This window comes from Comamonas aquatilis, assembly GCF_965139575.1.
Lineage (GTDB): Bacteria > Pseudomonadota > Gammaproteobacteria > Burkholderiales > Burkholderiaceae_C > Comamonas > Comamonas aquatilis.
In genome coordinates, this window is sequence record NZ_CBCSIW010000001.1 from 303,490 (window position 1) to 321,085 (window position 17,596).

The 17,596-nt window shown below is 61.1% G+C and carries 16 protein-coding genes and 1 tRNA gene; 6 read left to right on the plus strand and 11 right to left on the minus strand.

The annotated features are described in order from the left end of the window. Positions 1-20: 20 nt before the first annotated feature. From pilB to ACNAZA_RS01375, 3 genes are all read right to left on the minus strand, one after another. On the minus strand, positions 21-1,763 hold the full coding sequence (gene pilB, locus ACNAZA_RS01365) for a type IV-A pilus assembly ATPase PilB (RefSeq protein ID WP_415794608.1): 1,743 nt from the start codon (positions 1,761-1,763) through the stop codon (positions 21-23). Positions 1,764-1,889: 126 nt separating this feature from the next. Beyond that, positions 1,890-1,966: transfer RNA gene (locus ACNAZA_RS01370), tRNA-Pro, on the minus strand. Positions 1,967-2,005: 39 nt separating this feature from the next. Then, positions 2,006-2,935 (minus strand): polyprenyl synthetase family protein, encoded by a 930-nt coding sequence (locus ACNAZA_RS01375; RefSeq protein ID WP_415794910.1) that lies wholly within the window; start codon positions 2,933-2,935, stop codon positions 2,006-2,008. A gap of 237 nt (positions 2,936-3,172) precedes the next feature. Here ACNAZA_RS01375 and rplU point away from each other — a divergent pair, with 237 nt between their 5' ends. From rplU to proB, 4 genes are all read left to right on the plus strand, one after another. Beyond that, positions 3,173-3,484, plus strand: a complete 312-nt coding sequence (gene rplU / locus ACNAZA_RS01380) for a 50S ribosomal protein L21 (RefSeq protein WP_099738605.1) — start codon at positions 3,173-3,175, stop codon at positions 3,482-3,484. A 14-nt stretch (positions 3,485-3,498) separates the two neighbouring features. Beyond that, positions 3,499-3,756: a 50S ribosomal protein L27 gene (gene rpmA, locus ACNAZA_RS01385; RefSeq protein ID WP_120966395.1), complete on the plus strand. Its 258-nt coding sequence runs from the start codon at positions 3,499-3,501 to the stop codon at positions 3,754-3,756. Between the two features lie 158 nt (positions 3,757-3,914). Further along, on the plus strand, positions 3,915-5,030 hold the full coding sequence (cgtA, locus tag ACNAZA_RS01390; protein ID WP_120966396.1) for an Obg family GTPase CgtA: 1,116 nt from the start codon (positions 3,915-3,917) through the stop codon (positions 5,028-5,030). A gap of 110 nt (positions 5,031-5,140) precedes the next feature. Further along, on the plus strand, positions 5,141-6,280 hold the full coding sequence (gene proB, locus ACNAZA_RS01395; protein WP_120966397.1) for a glutamate 5-kinase: 1,140 nt from the start codon (positions 5,141-5,143) through the stop codon (positions 6,278-6,280). 68 nt (positions 6,281-6,348) lie between these two features. Here the strand turns inward: proB and ACNAZA_RS01400 are convergent, their stop codons facing one another. Further along, entirely contained in the window at positions 6,349-7,056 is a 708-nt protein-coding gene (locus tag ACNAZA_RS01400; RefSeq protein ID WP_415794609.1) for an RNA pyrophosphohydrolase, read from the minus strand. A 94-nt stretch (positions 7,057-7,150) separates the two neighbouring features. Here ACNAZA_RS01400 and ACNAZA_RS01405 point away from each other — a divergent pair, with 94 nt between their 5' ends. Beyond that, a complete protein-coding gene (locus ACNAZA_RS01405; RefSeq protein ID WP_415794610.1) occupies positions 7,151-8,893 on the plus strand; it encodes a proline--tRNA ligase in 1,743 nt (580 codons plus the stop codon). A 12-nt stretch (positions 8,894-8,905) separates the two neighbouring features. Next, positions 8,906-9,556 (plus strand): lytic transglycosylase domain-containing protein, encoded by a 651-nt coding sequence (locus tag ACNAZA_RS01410; protein ID WP_120966400.1) that lies wholly within the window; start codon positions 8,906-8,908, stop codon positions 9,554-9,556. A gap of 109 nt (positions 9,557-9,665) precedes the next feature. On the opposite strand, the gene paeA is transcribed toward ACNAZA_RS01410, so the two are convergent. The 7 genes from paeA to hemA all read right to left on the minus strand — a co-directional run bounded on the left by paeA (position 9,666) and on the right by hemA (position 17,549). Beyond that, entirely contained in the window at positions 9,666-11,045 is a 1,380-nt protein-coding gene (gene paeA / locus ACNAZA_RS01415; RefSeq protein ID WP_415794611.1) for a polyamine export protein PaeA, read from the minus strand. A 102-nt stretch (positions 11,046-11,147) separates the two neighbouring features. Then, on the minus strand, positions 11,148-11,585 hold the full coding sequence (locus ACNAZA_RS01420) for a ribonuclease HI family protein (RefSeq protein WP_415794612.1): 438 nt from the start codon (positions 11,583-11,585) through the stop codon (positions 11,148-11,150). A gap of 93 nt (positions 11,586-11,678) precedes the next feature. Continuing rightward, positions 11,679-11,999 carry a Grx4 family monothiol glutaredoxin gene (grxD, locus tag ACNAZA_RS01425; RefSeq protein WP_120966402.1) on the minus strand — a complete coding sequence of 107 codons (321 nt, stop codon included), beginning with the start codon at positions 11,997-11,999 and terminating at the stop codon, positions 11,679-11,681. A gap of 150 nt (positions 12,000-12,149) precedes the next feature. After that, positions 12,150-12,986, minus strand: coding sequence for a peptide chain release factor N(5)-glutamine methyltransferase (gene prmC, locus ACNAZA_RS01430; protein ID WP_415794613.1), 837 nt, complete (start codon positions 12,984-12,986; stop codon positions 12,150-12,152). Continuing rightward, positions 12,983-14,986, minus strand: coding sequence for a PEP/pyruvate-binding domain-containing protein (locus ACNAZA_RS01435; protein WP_415794614.1), 2,004 nt, complete (start codon positions 14,984-14,986; stop codon positions 12,983-12,985). The genes prmC and ACNAZA_RS01435 overlap by 4 nt, the downstream gene beginning before the upstream one ends. Before the next feature lie 11 nt (positions 14,987-14,997). Beyond that, on the minus strand, positions 14,998-16,077 hold the full coding sequence (gene prfA, locus ACNAZA_RS01440) for a peptide chain release factor 1 (RefSeq protein WP_415794615.1): 1,080 nt from the start codon (positions 16,075-16,077) through the stop codon (positions 14,998-15,000). A gap of 155 nt (positions 16,078-16,232) precedes the next feature. Further along, positions 16,233-17,549, minus strand: coding sequence for a glutamyl-tRNA reductase (gene hemA / locus ACNAZA_RS01445; RefSeq protein ID WP_120966406.1), 1,317 nt, complete (start codon positions 17,547-17,549; stop codon positions 16,233-16,235). Positions 17,550-17,596: the final 47 nt, after the last annotated feature.

Consider the following 17,596-nt stretch of genomic DNA (forward strand, 5'->3'; position numbering starts at 1 on the left):
CTTGTGGCTTGCGCCGTGTCTTATTCGTTGGTTACCGCCAGCACTTCTTCCAGTGATGTCAGCCCTAGTTTGACTTTATGCAGGCCTGAGCCGCGCAGGGAACGTACACCCTCAGTCTTGGCCTGGGCCGCAATTTCCAGTGCGCTGCCGTCGCGCAAAATGATGCGTTGTATTTCCTCGCTGATGGGCATGACCTGGTAGATGCCGACGCGTCCCTTGTAGCCGTTGTTGCAGGCGGAGCAGCCTACCGGCCTGTACGTCACCCAGCTGCCGTCAACTTCCTCATCCGCATACCCTGCATCCAGCAAGGCGTCACGAGGAATATCTGCGGGTTGCTTGCATTGAGCGCACAAGCGGCGAGCCAAGCGCTGGGCAGTGATGAGAATCACGCTGGATGCAATATTGAAGGGCGCAATGCCCATGTTGCGCATACGCGTGAGCGTGGTGGGTGCATCGTTGGTGTGCAGCGTGGACAGCACCAAGTGACCCGTCTGGGCCGCCTTGATGGAAATGTCAGCCGTTTCCAGATCCCGGATTTCGCCAACCATGATGATGTCGGGATCCTGGCGCAGGAAAGACTTGAGCGCTGCGGCAAACGTAAGGCCGGCCTTCTCGTTCACATTGACCTGGTTGACCCCGGGCATGTTGATTTCCGAGGGGTCTTCTGCCGTGGCTATGTTCACTCCGGGCTGATTGAGCAGGTTCAGGCAGGTATAAAGCGACACGGTCTTGCCCGATCCTGTGGGGCCGGTGACCAGAATCATGCCGTAAGGGCGTTTGATGGCGGACAGCAGGCGCTCTTTTTCCTCGGGCTCGTAACCAAGGGCCTCAATCCCCATCTTGGCCGAGCTAGGGTCCAGAATACGGATCACGATTTTTTCGCCAAACAGGGTGGGCAGCGTGCTCACGCGAAAGTCGATCACCCGGTCCGGGCCGACCTTGAGCTTCATGCGGCCATCCTGGGGGACACGCTTTTCCGAGATATCCAGGCGCGAAATCACCTTGATGCGCGAAGCCAGCTTGTCCTTGATGGCGATGGGCGGAGACGCCATCTCGCGCAGCTCGCCGTCAATACGAAAACGTACGCGGTAGGTGTGCTCGTAGGGTTCGAAGTGCAAGTCCGATGCGCGCATATTGAAGGCATCGAGCAGCATCTTGTGCAGGAATTTGACGACGGGCGCGTCTTCCACATCTGCGCCGGTGGTGTTGTCTTTTTCCTCTGGGGCGTCCTCGACCTTGACGTCATCAAAATCGAAATCGCCGGAGCTGGAGTACGAATCCAACGATTCACTGACGCTTTTGCTGGCCTGGTCAACCAGCTTTTTCAGCTTGTCGGCCTCCACAACCACCCAGTCCACCGCCAGTTGCGTGGCGAACTTGATCTGTTCGGCAGCCCCTGCTTGCGTGGGGTCGGCGGTGGCGATAATGATGCGGTTGCCGCGCTTGCTCAGGGCCAGCACCTGGTAAGTGCTGCTGATCTTGGCGTCCAGCAGGTCACGTGGCAACTGCTGGGTATCAATGGCATTCAAATCCAGCAGCGGAGTGCTGAACATGGTGGAAATCGTCTCCGCAATTTCCAGCGTGCTGATTTCCCCGGACTGGCTCAGTTCGGTGATGAAAGGGGTTTTGTTGGTAGCTGCTTTTTTGACAGCGGCTTCAGCAGCTTGCTGGGAAATTTTGCCAGCAGAAATCAACGCCCGACCTAAGCCGGGCAGGGCGACCGGTGCTGACGGATTTTTTTGCAAGGAATCAGCTGCAGCCATGTAACCAAATCTGTAGGACGAGAGGAGGGTTATCCTATCATTCTTGGTATGTTGCAGTCATATCGATCAGCCTAGTGCTCGCTGCAAAGCAAAGCCTTTGAACTTGGCTCAACAAAAGAGGGGGAATGGTCGGGGTGAGAGGATTCGAGCCTCCGGCCTCTACGTCCCGAACGTAGCGCTCTACCAGGCTAAGCTACACCTCGAGGGTTTTGATGCAGGGCATCAAAACGGCACTTGCCGATTCAAGTGCGACGCTCCAAAAGCTGAGACGCCAACTGTAGCAAGTTGGCTGTATGGGCATTGTTTGGCAAAGCTTCCAGCGCCTTGATGGCGCGGTGTGCTTCATCGTGGGCGGCGGCGCGGGCAATGTCCAGAGCGCCCGTGCTGCGCACGATGTCCACCACGGCGTCCAGCTGGTCGGTGGAGCCTTGCTCGATGGCATGGCGAACGATGCTGGCCTGCTCCGGCGTGCCGCATTGCATGGCGGCAATCAATGGCAGAGTGCACTTGCCTTCGCGCAAATCGTCGCCGAGGTTCTTGCCCATTTCCTGCGCATTGCCGGTGTAGTCCAGCACGTCATCAATGATCTGAAACGCGGTGCCCAAGGCTTGCCCATAGGTGGCGCAGGCTTGCTCCACTTCCTGGGATGCGCCCGCCAGCACGGCGGCAAGCTGGGCGCTGGCTTCGAACAGTTGCGCGGTTTTGGAGCGGATGACGTGCAAATAACCGGCTTCGGTCAGAGACGCATCATGGGTGTTGATCAGTTGCTGAACTTCGCCTTCTGCAATTACGTTGGTGGCGTCGGACAGAATTTTGAGCACGCGCATGCTACCCACTTCCACCATCATCTGAAAGGAGCGGGTGTGCAGAAAATCCCCGACCAGAACGCTGGCGGGGTTGCCGAAGGTCTCGTTGGCGGTAGGGCGGCCGCGGCGCAGGGTGGATTCATCCACCACATCGTCGTGGAGCAAGGTGGCGGTGTGAATCAGCTCCACCACGGCAGCCAGAATGTATTTGTCCCGGCCTTGAAAGCCCAGGGCGCTGCTGACCATGAGCAGCAGTGCAGGGCGCAGACGCTTTCCGCCCGCGGCAATGATGTACTGGGATATCTGGGCAACCAGGGGGACGCTGGTTGTCAGGCGCTGAGCGATGACTTGATCCACTTCGCGCATATCGTCAGCGATCAGGGCAAGCGGATTGGGAGTTGTGATTTCTGTAGTCAAGGTGATGGAACCGCCAAGTGGACTGCCGATTATAGAAATATGGCGTGAGTACCTGGGCGCAGTGAGGGTGCGACAAGGTCAAGATAGCGCAGCTTGCGGGTATCTATGCATGAAATTTTGCATCGTGCTAGAATTGCCGGCTCTGTGGAAATTCGTCCGCAGAACTCTCAAAGTAAAGAGGTTTACATGTACGCGGTCATAAAAACCGGCGGCAAGCAATATCGTGTTGCTGCTGGCGAAAAAATTAAAGTAGAACAGATTGCTGCGGACGTAGGCCAGGAAATTGTGATCGATCAAGTTTTGGCAGTCGGCAACGGCTCTGAAATCAAGATCGGCGCTCCCCTGGTGTCCGGCGCAACTGTGAAGGCAACTGTGGTTGCTCACGGCAAGCACGACAAAGTGCACATCTTCAAGATGCGTCGTCGTAAGCACTATCAAAAACGTCAAGGCCATCGTCAACAGTTCACCGAACTGCAAATCGTGGCAATTGCTGCTTAAGTAGGAGCTGAGTCATGGCACAGAAAAAAGGCGGCGGCTCTACGCGCAATGGACGTGATTCCAAACCAAAAATGCTCGGCGTGAAGGCCTTCGGCGGTGAGTTGATCACTGCTGGCTCGATCATCGTGCGTCAACGCGGCACCAAGTTCCACCCCGGCGACAACGTCGGCGTGGGCAAGGATCACACCCTGTTTGCACTGGTGGACGGCCACGTGTCGTTTGCAGTCAAGGGCGCTCTGTCCAAGCACACAGTCAACATCACGGCTGCCTAAGTCGTATTTGACCTGAACAAAGCCCCGACTTGTCGGGGCTTTGTTGTTTGAGAATGCTGTGGGTTGGCTCCAAGTGGCAAATGGGGCATGTGTTTTGACCACTCAAAAGTGTGGCCTAGGGCTTCTGGTGCACACTGATTTTGTAAACTGGATGCCTCATGAAGTTTGTTGACGAAGCTTTTATCGACATTTCGGCCGGAGACGGCGGAAATGGTTGCGTGTCTTTCCGGCACGAAAAATACAAGGAATTTGGCGGCCCTGACGGTGGAGACGGGGGCCGTGGTGGTCACGTGTTCGCCGTGGCCGATGTCAATCTGAATACCCTGGTGGATTACCGCTACTCGCGTCGCTACGACGCCAAGCGCGGCGAGCACGGCAAGGGCTCGGACATGTTCGGTGTTGCCGGTGATGACATCACTTTGCACATGCCTGTGGGCACCATCATTAGCGATTCCGAAACCGGCGAGGTGCTGTTCGAGCTGCTCAACCCGGGTGAAGTCATCACCATTGCCAAGGGTGGCGATGGCGGCTACGGCAATCTGCGTTTCAAGAGCGCCATCAACCGTGCTCCGCGCCAGAAGACACCGGGCTGGCCTGGTGAGCGATTCAGCCTGAAGCTGGAGCTGAAGGTACTGGCCGATGTGGGTCTTCTGGGTATGCCCAATGCGGGCAAGTCCACCTTCATCACGGCCGTGTCCAATGCGCGCCCCAAGATTGCGGACTACCCTTTCACCACCTTGTATCCCAATCTGGGTGTGGTGCGCGTGGGTCCGGAGAAAAGCTTTGTGGTGGCCGATATTCCGGGCCTGATCGAAGGTGCCTCCGAAGGTGCGGGTCTGGGTCACCAGTTCTTGCGCCATCTGCAGCGCACGCGTTTGCTGCTGCACGTGGTGGATCTGGCTCCGTTTGACGAGGCCGTGGATCCTGTGGAGCAGGCCAAGGCCATTGTTGGCGAGCTCAAGAAATACGATGCCGAGCTTTATGAGAAGCCGCGCTGGCTGGTGCTCAACAAGCTGGACATGGTTCCTCAGGAAGAGCGTGCAGCCAAGGTCAAGGACTTTGTCAAACGCTTCAAGTGGAAGGGCCCGGTCTATGAGATTTCGGCTCTGACTCGTGAAGGCTGTGAACCGCTGATCCGCAAGATCTTCGAGCATGTGCAAGCACAGCAGAAGCTGGAACAGGGCGTCAAGGAAGTGGACCCCCGTTTTATCGAAATCGAAGATTCTGGCCCCGATCTGACCGATCCGCGTTTTGCACCGCAGGATCCGGAATAAGCTAGAGGCTAGATCCCTGCAGCGCACTTGGTGCGCTGTTTTGCTTTGAATTTCATAGCTTCTAGCGCTTGATTTATAAGGGTTAGAGGCTTTAAACACTGTAATTCCTCATGTCTTCCAACGTGTTGCGTGATGCGCATCGCATCGTCGTCAAAGTCGGCTCCAGTCTGGTTACCAATGAAGGTCGGGGCCTGGATGAAGCTGCCATTCAGGAATGGAGCCGCCAGCTGGCGGCTTTGGTGAACGGTGAAGATGGCGTCAAGCGCGAGGTCATCATGGTCTCCAGCGGTGCCATCGCCGAAGGCATGAAGCGCCTGGGCTGGGCCACGCGACCGACCGAGGTGCATGAGTTGCAGGCGGCAGCCGCCGTGGGGCAGATGGGCCTGGCCCAGATGTATGAGACCAAGCTGCGCGAGCAGAACGTGCCCAGCGCCCAGGTGCTGCTCACCCACGCCGATCTGGCCGACCGTGAGCGCTATTTGAATGCCCGCACCACGCTGCTGACCTTGCTGCAGCTGGGAGTGGTGCCCGTCATCAATGAAAACGACACCGTGGTCATTGATGAGATCAAGTTTGGTGACAACGACACGCTGGGCGCGCTGGTGGCGAATCTGGTGGAGGCCGATGCACTCATCATCCTGACCGATCAGCGCGGCCTGTACAGCGCCGATCCACGCAAGAACCCCGACGCAAAGTTCATTGATGTGGCCGAAGCTGGTGATGTCACGCTGGAGGCCATGGCCGGCGGCGCAGGCCTGTCGATTGGTACCGGCGGCATGATCACCAAGATCCTGGCCGCCAAGCGGGCCGCAGGTTCGGGTGCTTCCACGGTGATCGCCTGGGGGCGTGAGCGCGATGTGTTGCTGCGCCTGACGCAAGGCGAATCCATAGGCACGCTGCTGCTGGCGCGCACGCACAAGATGCAGGCCCGCAAGCAGTGGATTGCCGATCATCTGAAGCTGCGCGGCTCGGTGACGGTGGATGCCGGTGCCGTGGCCAAGCTGCGCGATGAAGGCAAGAGCCTGTTGCCGATTGGCATGATGGCTGTGGACGGCGATTTCTCGCGCGGCGAGGTGATTGCCGTGCGTGATGAGCAAGGTCTTGAGATCGCCCGTGGTCTGGCCAGCTATGCCAGTGCCGAGGCGCGTTTGCTGTGCCGCAAAAGCTCGGCCGAGATTGAAAGCCTGCTTGGCTATTCCGCCGGCCCGGAGATGGTGCACCGCGACAACATGGTGGTGTCCGGGCGCTGAACTCGCAGGACTTCAAAACGAAAAAGCCGTGATGTGTTGAACATCACGGCTTTTGTTTTTAGCTGGCCTTATTGCAGCGGCTTGGTGTCCGGAGGGTCCGTCAGATTGGTCTGAGGATCGGGATCAAAGCTGGCACCTGGCGGCAGCTCCATGCCAGGGTTGATGCGAAAGTGGCCGGTGCGCGCAGGGTACATGGCTTGCATGTGCTGCGGTGGCGACGGCGGTGCAAAGGCATTGCCGCTGGCTCCTTCCTGCTCACGTGGGCGCAAGCCGCTGCGTAAATAGCGATTGCGCTGCTGCTCGCTGCGTGGCACAAAGCGTGACAGCTCGGTCAGCGCCATTTCATAGACGCCGCGTTTGAACTCGACCACTACATCCAGCGGCACCCAATAGTCATTCCACCGCCAGGCGTCAAACTCCGGATGATCGGTGGCACGCAGGTTCAAATCCCAGTCGTGACCTACCAGTTGAAGCAGAAACCATATCTGTTTCTGGCCTTTGTAATGCCCGCGCGCGTCGCGGCGGATGTACCGGTCTGGCACCTCGTAGCGCAACCAATCCCGGGTTCGGGCAACCACGCGAACGTGATTGGGCATCAGCCCCACCTCTTCGTGCAGCTCTCTAAACATGGCTTGCTCGGGTGTCTCCCCCCGGTCAATACCACCTTGCGGAAACTGCCAGCTGTGGGTGCGAATGCGTTTTCCCCAGAACACCTGGTTTCTTTGGTTGAGCAGGATGATGCCGACGTTCGGGCGGAATCCGTCCCGGTCAAGCATAATCGAACCCCAAATTTTTGAATTGTGTTCATTATGCATGGCCCCTTGTGATCGGCAAGCGGGCCATGCCCATTTCCAGCGAATAAGCAGTTCCATGAAAGCCACCCAATTTCTCATCTCCACCCTGAAGGAAGCTCCGGCCGACGCCGAAGTGGTCAGCCACAAGCTCATGACACGGGCTGGCATGATCAAAAAGCTGGGTGCCGGTATCTACAACTACATGCCCATGGGCTTGCGCGTGATTCGCAAGGTCGAGGCCATCGTGCGCGAGGAAATGAATCGTGCCGGCGGCATTGAAGTCACCATGCCCGTGGTCCAGCCTGCCGAGCTGTGGCAGGAAACCGGCCGCTTCGAGAAGATGGGCCCCGAGCTGCTGCGCATCCAGGACCGCCATGGCCGCGACTTCATTGTTCAGCCCACCAGCGAAGAAGTGGTGACGGACATTGCGCGCCAGGAGTTCAAGAGCTACAAGCAGCTGCCCAAGAACCTCTACCAGATCCAGACCAAGTTCCGCGACGAACGCCGTCCACGCTTTGGCCTGATGCGCGGCCGCGAATTCATCATGAAGGACGCTTACTCCTTCGACAAGAATCGCGATACCGCCCAGATCAGCTACCAGACCATGCGCGAAGCCTACAAGCGCATCTTTGACCGCTTCGGTCTGCAGTACCGTGCCGTGCGTGCCGACAGCGGCGCCATCGGCGGCGATCTGAGCGAAGAGTTCCAGGTGATTGCCTCCACCGGCGAAGACGCCATCGTCTACTGCCCCAACAGCGACTACGCCGCCAATATCGAAAAGGCCGAGTCTCTGGCGCCCACACAGGCCCGTCCTGCGGCCGCCCAGGCCATGGCCAAGGTCTCCACGCCCGGAAACGCCACCTGCGAAGCCGTGGCCGAGCAACTGGGCCTGCCTCTGTCGCAAACCGTCAAGTCGCTGGTGCTGGCCACCGATACGCTCAACGACAAGGGCGAAGTGGTCAAGACCCAGGTCTGGCTGCTGCTGCTGCGTGGCGACCATGAAATGAACGAGATCAAGGTCGGCAAGGTTGAAGGCCTGGCAGGCTTCCGTTTTGCCAGCGTGCCCGAGATCGAAGACCACTTCGGTGCCAAGCCCGGTTACCTGGGCCCCATAGGCCTGAAGCAGCCCGTCAAGATCGTGGTGGACCGCGATGTCGCCGTGATGGCCGACTGGGTTTGCGGAGCCAACGAAGAGGACTTCCACATCACCGGCGTGAACTTCGGCCGTGATCTGCCCGAGCCCGAATTGGTGGCCGACCTGCGCAATGTGGTCGCTGGCGACCAATCGCCCGACGGCCTGGGCGAGCTGGCCATCGAGCGCGGCATTGAAATCGGCCACGTGTTCTACCTGGGCACCAAGTATTCCCAGGCCATGAATGCGACTTTCCTGGGCGACAACGGCAAGCCTCAGCACTTTGAAATGGGTTGCTACGGCATTGGCGTGACCCGCCTGCCGGCTGCTGCCATCGAGCAAAACCACGACGAGCGCGGCATTATCTGGCCCGACGCGATTGCTCCGTTCACCGTGGTGGTCTGCCCTATCGGCCTGGGCCGCAGCGAGCTGGTCAAGACCGAAGCCGAGAAGCTCTACAACGAGCTGCTGGCCCTGGGTGTGGACGTGATTCTGGACGACCGCGACGAGCGCCCCGGCGCCATGCTGGCCGACTGGGAACTGATTGGCGTGCCGCACCGCGTGGTGCTGGGCGACCGCGGCTTGAAGGAAGGCCAGGTGGAATACCAACACCGCCGTGACACGGAAGCCACAAAGCTGGCGACAACCGAGGTGCTGAGCCACCTCAAGAGCCGCCTGGGCTTGTAAGCTGGCATTTCCATGCCTGCCCCAACCCTGAGTCGACGCGCCTGTCTGACGGCTGCTGCCTCGCTTGCCCTGCCTTCGGCAGGCTGGTTGCTGCCGCAGACGGCCTGGGCGGGGGGGCAGCTGGAAGAGCCGCTGGCCGATTCGGTGCGCACGGCCTTGAGTGCGGCCGTGGTCGGCAAGGCGCCGCCCGAGCTGGAGTTCGCCTCCACCGAGGCGCGCATGGACTATCTGCGCTGGCTGATGGCCAGCAGCGAAAAACTGCTCAAGCGCAAGCCCGATGCGCAGGTGCGTAGAGATTTCTTGCAAACCGTCTGGTATGAGTCCAAGCGTGCCGGTCTCGATGTGTCCATGGTCATGGGCCTGGTGCAGGTGGAAAGCGGTTTTCGCAAATATGCGATCTCCAGTGTGGGCGCGCGTGGCTATATGCAGATCATGCCGTTCTGGATGCGGCTGATAGGCGATGGCGATATCGGCAAGCTGTTTCACATGCAGACCAATCTGCGCTTTGGCTGCGTGATCCTGCGCCACTATCTGGACCGTGAGCGCGGCGATGCCTATATGGCTCTGGGCCGTTACAACGGCAGCCGCGGCCAGCCGCAGTACCCGAACGCCGTGTTTGGCGCCCAGCGCCGCTGGTTGCTGGATGAGCAGCGCTCGGCCTGACGGCTTCCGAGAGACTACGAAAAAGAGAGCGCCTGGCGCTCTCTTTTTATTGGGTTGAACTCAAAACAATTCCAATATCCACCCGTAGCAATCGTATCAAGCTCCTGATTCAGGAGTGATGTTTCTTGGCTGCCTGGGCGGCGCTGCTTTGTACCTTGGCCGCAGCGGCTGCCGAGGGGGCTGCCGACGGGGGCGGGGTTTCAGGCAATTGGGTGACCATGACCTGGTCGATACGGTAGCTGTCCACGTCCATCACCTCGAACTTGTAGCCGCCCCAGGTGACCGAATCCGTGCGTCTGGGAACGCGGCGCAGCATGACCATGAGAAAGCCGCCCAAGGTTTCGTATTCGTCGTCATGCGGCATATCGTCGAGCTGCAGCACGCGCATCACATCCTCTATGGGGGTGACGCCATCGATCAGCCAGGAATGCTCGTCGCGGCGCACGATCTGCTCTTCCTCCTCGGAGGCGCTGACCAGATCACCCATCACCGTGCTCATCACATCATTGAGAGTGACCACGCCGACCACGCGGCTGTACTCGTTGACGATGACGGCAAAGTCTTCGTGTACCTGACGGAACTGCTCCAGCACCTCAGCCAGCGAGAGGCGGTCGGGCACGATCAGCACCTTGTGAATCAGCGAGTCGTCCATCAGCGACAGGGGTTGATTGTTGAGCGCGCGCTGAAACAAATCCTTGGCGTCCACATAGCCGATCACGCGGTCGATATCGCCATCGCAGACGGGATAAGTCGAGAACGGCTCTTCGGCAATGCGGGCGCGGATGATGGCATCTGCATCGTCCCTGAAGAAAAAGGCCATGCGCTCGCGCTGGGTCATGGCCGAAGCCACGATGCGCGAATCGAGCTCGAAGACATTGGCAATCACCTGCTGCTCGCGTGCGGCCAGCACGCCGGCCTTGGTGCCGGCTTCGGTCATGGCCAGAATGTCTTCGGAGGTGATGCGCTCATCGCGTGTGGCCGGCAGACCCAGCAGACGAAACAGCGTGTCCGTGGCCAGGTTGTAGAACCAGATCACCGGCTTGAACACCACCACAAACCAGTGCATGGGGGCCAGCACCAGAACAATCAGGCGCTCTGGCTCGTTCATGCTGATGCGCCGTGGCAGCAAATCGGCCAGCAGGATAAACGCTGAGGTGATCAGGAAAAATGAGAGCAAAAAGCCCAGGGTGGACGCCAGAGATGGCTCGAACCACAGGCTGAAGAATTGAATCAACGCGGGGCTGAATGCGCCTTCGCCCACAATGCCGCCCAAAATGGCGACCGCGTTCTGTCCCACTTGCACCACGGTGAAATATTCGCCCGGAGCCTCCTGCACGCGCAAGGCGCGCTCGGCACGCGGATCGCCATCGTCGGCCAGTTGGCGCAGTCGCAAGCGACGAGAGGCAGCCAGCGCAATCTCGGCAACCGAGAAAAACGCGCTGAGCAAGATCAGCAGAACAATCACCAGCAGGCTTTGGGAAACACTCATAGGCAGGGCGGCAGTGCAAGGCTTGGCTTGCAGCTGCTTGAAACAGGACAACCCCTATTCGACCACATAAAGCAGATGGCAGTCCTAGGGACTGGCATTGCTTCAGAGCGATTCGGTGTGTGCGGCCCTGGCCAGTGCATCGGCCTCGGTATTGCGGTGGCGTGGAACCCACTGCATCGCTATCTCGTCAAACTGGGCCATCAGTGCGCGGGCCTGGTCAAACAGTGGTTGCAGCCGTTCTATGGGCCTGGCTGGCTTGGGGCCGGGCGGGCCCAGCTGCTCTACCAGCACGCTGCTATCGGTGCGAACGGTCAGGTGGCGGGCGCAAAGTGACCGGGCCAGTTCCAGCGCCGCCATCAGCGCCAGCAGTTCGGCCTCGTTGTTGCAGCCGCGGCGCCGCAGGTTTTGCGACAGCGTGCGGTGCGTGCCGTCGGGCAGCAGCAGCACGGCGCCCAGGGTCATGGCGCCGGGGTTGGGCAGGGCGCTGCCGTCTATGTAGATGCAGCAGTGGTGTGCCGGAGCAGGTGGTAGCGCAGGCATGTTCTGGAAATTTCGGCGCAGAGGCCATGAAAAAGCCACCGGCACGGCCTGCATGGCAGGCTGATCCGGTGGCTTGGGTGCGCAGTGACGAGCTTACTTGCCAGCCAGCATTTGCTGCAGCTCGCCCGACTCATACATTTCCATCATGATGTCCGAGCCGCCGACGAATTCGCCGTTCAGGTACAGCTGGGGGATGGTGGGCCAGTTGCTGTAATCCTTGATGCTCTGGCGGATTTCCTGATCTTCCAGCACGTTCACGGTGGCGATGGCCTTGGGGTCCACGCCGCAAGCCTTGAGGATTTGAATCGCACGGCCGGAGAAGCCGCATTGGGGGAAGCTGGCATTGCCCTTCATGAACAGCAAAATGGCGTTGTTCTTGACGAGCTCGTCGATGCGTTGTTGAGGTGTGCTCATGGTGGGGCTCCAAAATCGGTGGTTTGCTGCATGTTTTGACTTGCAGCGCAGCAGGCATTATTTCACTGTCGCCGGCTTCGCGGCGCAAGTGAGGGAATCGATTGGGTCAGGCAAGGCCTGGCTTTCAAGATAAGGGCGCGCAGCGCAGCTTCAAGACGCCAGCCATTGACCGCCCGTGCAACGGGCGATACCTGCCAGATCAAGGCGGTGCTGGACGGCTGCAAAGCCCGCCTGGCGCAGCAGCTGTGCCACCGCTTCGGCCTGGTCCCAGCCATGTTCGAACAGCAGCCAGCCGCCCGGCTTCAGCTGGGCCGGGGACTGGGCAATGATGTGGCGGATATCGGCCAGACCGTCCTCGCCGCTGGCCAGGGCGCACAGCGGCTCATGGGTCAGGGCGGCAAGATGCGGATCGTCGCTGCGGATATAGGGCGGGTTGCTGACGATCAGGTCAAATCGCGGCTGTCCGAGCAGCGGCTCCAGCCAGCTGCCGTGGGCAAATTGCACCTTTAGCTGCAGTTGACGGGCATTGCTCTGGGCGACGGCCAGCGCATCGGCACTGGCATCCACAGCCACCACCTGGGCCGAAGGGCGCTGGCTTTGCAGGGCCAGGGCGATGGCGCCGCTGCCGGTGCCCAGGTCCACCACACGGCAGGCGGTGTGCTGGGGCATCAGCTCCAGCGCCCAGTCCACCAGGGTTTCGGTATCGGGGCGGGGGTCGAGCACGCGGCCGTCCACGGCGAGACTGAGGCCGTAGAACTCCTTGTGTCCCGTCAGATAGGCGACGGGCACGCCTTGCCGGCGCTGCGCGCACAGCTGCTGCCAGCGCTGCTGCTGAGCCTGGCTGATCAGGTCGGTATCGTGGGTGATGAGCCAGGCGCGATCGCCTGGGCCGCGGCCTAGCGTGTGCAGCAGCAGGATCTGCGCATCGGTGCGCTCCATGCCTTCCTGGCGGGCGGCGCTCAAGGCCTGTGCAATGGAGATCGTCATTTCAAAGTCTGTTGGTTGGCTGCGTTGATGAAGGGCCTGGCTTGCAAGATGATGATCTGATCGCCTTGCACGGCCCACTCAATATCTTGTTGCCTGCCGCCAAAGCGTTGCTTGATGCCCGCGCCGGCACGGGCCAGGCGTTGGACCAGGCGGTCGTCCAGCACGGCGCGACCAGCGGCTACCGGCACTTCGCGCACGCCGCCGCTGGCATCGAGCTGAAGCGCCACATCGTCATCGGAGCGGTTGAGCAGCTGCACGGCCTTGCTGCGGCTGGAGTAGAGAATCTGCTCGGCCACCCGTTTGCCTTCCACCACGCGTATGCCCAGACCGCGCTTGGCCGCGATATAGGTGGTGTGGCGGCGGCTGGCATCGAAAGGATCGCGGGTGATCATCACGCCCGAGGCGGTGGAGTCCACGGCTTTTTGCACCAGCACGGACATGAAGACCTGCTGCTCGGCTATGCCGGCGGCCTGGCGGGCTTCCCAGGCCTCGAAGTTATAGACCGAGGCCCAGACCTTGCGCACGGCAGCCGCCAGATCGCCGGCGCTGCGCACATTGGGAACGGTGGTGTACAGGCCTGCGCCGCTGAACTGGGGCAAATCCTCGGAGCTGGATGAGCTGCGCACAAACACGCCCTGGCCGGCGAGCTGGCCGCTCCAGCGCTGGACCCAGCTGTCGGCTGCCGACTGCGGTATGGGCCATTGCTCGATTTCGGCCCGCAACGCAGATAGTGCTTGTCTGCGAACTCCTGAATCCGTAGCAAACCCCGGTTGCTGGCGCATGCGGGCAATGCGTTCGCTCAGGCCGTTGCCGCGCATGAAGTCGGCATAGGCGGCAAACGGGATGCAAAAACCGTCGGGAACGCTCACATCGGGCAGACGGGCGGATTGAATCTCTCCCAGATTGGCGGCTTTGGCGCCGCAGCGCCTGCGGTCCGCGCTGCGCAGCTGGGCCAGGGGCAGCAGTTCGCTGTGCCTGAGATCGGGCTGGATCAGCAAGGGCTTGCCGCTGGAGGGCTTGCGGCCGCTCTGGTTCTGGGCGCTCTGGCGCTCCGCCTCGGTAGCGGCGCGCAGCTGGTAGTCCGAGGTCTTGACCTCCAGCAGCACCCACTGGCCGTTGAGCTGCGCCAGCTTCTGGCTGGCGTCCTTCACATAGGCATTGGGCACACCCCAGCCGCGCGCCAGCAAATTCACATGCGAGAGCATGGTGGAGGGGCGCTCCGTCAGCACGCCGGCCACCGGCGGCAGGCTGATGGGAACTTCGCGCAGCAGCACAATGTCCTGCGGATGCAAGTCATGCACCGCATCCACGGACGCAACAATGCGCAGCCTACCCACGGCGCGGCCGGTATTGAGCGGCAAAAAGCTTTGTGCACCCAAGAGCTGGGCCTGGGTCACGGCCTCCAGGCCTGCGGTCTGAGCCACGGCTTCCTGCGCCGTGGCATTGGCCTTGAAGCGCACCGGCGCGAAAAAGCCGCAGGCAAGTGCCTTGGCCGTGATCTGCAGCAGCTCGGGGGTGAGCTGGTCGCCTTCCCAGAATTCGTAGCTGAAGCCCTTGAGCGCAGGCTGCCAGCTCAGCGTGCCCAGAATGAAACGGCGCTTGGCCTCTAGGTAGTTGCGCTTGAGCTCGGCCTTGCCGCCGCGCAGCAGGCCTTTGGCACGCAGAAAATCTTCGTGAAAGGCGTAGCGCGGCGTGTTGATGAAATGCAGCTGCGGTGCTTTGGTCCGAGCCTGTCGGTCAATCACAAACAGCACATGGGGCATGGCTGCGGGGCTGGCCGGGTCGAACACCCTGGCCATTCGCTCGAAGTCGGCCTGACTGGTCAGCACCGCCAGATCACCGGGGCTGGCGCGGTTGGCGGCTGCATCCACTGCAGCGCCGGCACCCGACTCGTAAGCCGAGGGCTTGCGCACCGCTTGTGCATGGCTGGAGGTGACGGCTGCTGCCAGAAAGAGGCTGGACAGCAGAAGGCATCCCAGTCGCGGCAGCAGGTGTTTCATCTCAGTTCAGTTCAGTTCAGTTCGAGTTCGGCCAGCAATTCGGCTTCGCGGGCATGGGCCAAGGCCTGGATGACATCGCCCAGATCGCCTTCCATCACGGCCAGCAGCTTGTACAGCGTCAGGTTGATACGGTGGTCGGTCAGCCGCCCTTGCGGGAAGTTATAGGTGCGAATGCGGTCGCTGCGGTCGCCGGAGCCGATCAGGCCCTTGCGCATGGCGGCCTCCTTGGCAGCCCGCTCGCTGCGTTCCTTTTCCTGGATGCGTGCCTGCAGCACCTGCAAGGCCTTGGCCTTGTTGCTGTGCTGGCTGCGGCCGTCCTGGCATTCGGCCACGATGCCGGTGGGCAAGTGCACCACGCGCACGGCAGAGTCGGTCTTGTTGATGTGCTGGCCGCCGGCGCCGCTGGCACGGAAGGTGTCGATGCGCAGGTCGGCGGGGTTGAGCGTAATGGCTTCGGCCTCGTCGGGCTCGGGCATCACGGCCACGGTGCAGGCGCTGGTGTGAATCCGTCCCTGGGTCTCGGTGGCAGGCACGCGCTGCACCCGGTGGCCGCCCGATTCAAAGCGCAGAGCGCCGTAGACATTGTCGCCCTCGATGCGCAGCACCACTTCCTTGTAGCCGCCCAGCTCGCTTTCGTTGGCGCTCATCACTTCCACTTTCCAGCCCACGTTGGCGGCGTAGCGGGTGTACATGCGGGTCAGGTCGGCGGCAAACAGGGCCGACTCGTCGCCGCCTGCGCCGGCGCGGATTTCCATGAAGGCGGGGCGGGCGTCGTCCGGGTCCTTGGGCAGCAGCATGCGCTGCAGCTCGCTTTCAAGTTTGATCAGCTCGGCCTCGCCGTTGGCGATTTCTTCCTGGGCCATTTCCGCCATATCCGGGTCAGCCAGCATTTCGCGGGCCGTGGTCAGGTCGGCTTCGGTCTGCTGGTAGCGGCGGTAGCGGCTGGCAATCGCCGTCACATCGGCGTGTTCACGCGAGATGGAACGGTACTGCTTCATGTCGGCCATGATGTCTTCGCGCGAGAGCAGAAAGTCCAGCTCTTCCAGGCGTTGGGCATAGCGTTCGAGCTGGTTGCGCAAAAAGTCTTGCATAGGGCTTGTGGGGCTGAGGATGGCACTGCGCCAGAGCAGGCATCCGGATAGAAAGGGGGAAGAAGCGAGAAGCCGTGACGCGGAACCGCGTCAGGGCTAGAGGCCGGAAGGCTGCGCCTGTTGTGGGCAGCCTGCATACCAGCGGGCTGGCGCCGCTAAAGTGAGTTCTGGGAGCCGGAGTCGTTGCGGCCGGGGCGCAGGAACAGGCGCGCCACGGTATCGGCCGTCTGGGCGCGTTGGTCGGCATCGCCCTTGTGCAGCTGGGCCATGGTGCCGTGCAGCATTTTTTGCGTCAGACCACGCGACAGGGCTTCGAGCACGGTGTCTATGTCTTCGCCCTTGGCCAGCAGTTTTTTGGCGCGGGCAATTTCCAGGGCACGCCATTCGTCGGCCTGGGCGTTGACCTGCTGTATCAGTGCGACCGTGCCGCCCACGGGGTTGCGCTGGTCCAGCCAGCTCATAAAGCTCTGCACGCCGGTGTCGATGATGACTTCGGCCTGCTCCACGGCGGCCTGGCGATGCGCCTGGCCGGTGCGGACCACGGTGGCCAGATCGTCCACGGTGTAGAGGTAGACGTCGTTCAGGTGCTTGACCTCGGCTTCAATATCGCGGGGTACGGCCAGATCAACCATGAAAATAGGGCGGCGTTTACGCTTTTTGAGAGCACTCTCCACAGCACCCAGGCCGATGATTGGCAGGGTGGATGCTGTGCAGCTGATGATGGCGTCGTACTCGTGCAAATGCTCGGGCAGATCGGCCAGGCGCATGGTATCGGCACCGAACTGGGCCGCCAGCTTCTCGCCGCGCTCCATGGTGCGGTTGGCAATCGTGATTTGCTTGGGGCTGCGTGCCGCAAAGTGGGTGGAGACCAGCTCGATCATCTCGCCCGCGCCCACAAACAGGATGCGGATCTTGGACAGGTCTTCAAACAGCTGGCCTGCCAGACGCACGGCGGCAGCGGCCATGGAGATGCTGTGGGCTCCGATCTCGGTGGAGGAGCGCACTTCCTTGGCGACGGCAAAGCTGCGCTGAAACAGCTGATTGAGCGTGGTGCCCAGGGCACCAGCCGTCTCGGCAGCGCGCACGGCGTTCTTCATCTGGCCGAGGATTTGCGCCTCGCCCAGCACCATGGAGTCCAGGCCGGAAGCCACGCGGAAGGCATGGCGGGCGACGGAGCCGTCCTGCAGCAGATAGGAGTGCTGGCGCAGCAGCTCGGGGTGCACGCCACCGCTGTGGGCCAGCCAGTTGACCGTGTGGTCCATGGCGGCCGTGTCGGCGGCGCAGTAGATTTCGGTACGGTTGCAGGTGGAGAGAATGGCCGTTTCTATGGCGTCATGGGGGCGGTTGGCACCACCCAGAGAGCTGCGCAGGCCCTGCAGCGTTGGCGCGATCTGATCGAGCGCGAACGCAAACCGACCCCGCATATCAAGCGGGGCCGTGTGGTGATTGATGCCTAGAGCCCAGACTGCCATAGCCTGAGATTATAAAATTTAAGACCGTCTTGGGTAGCACCCGAGTT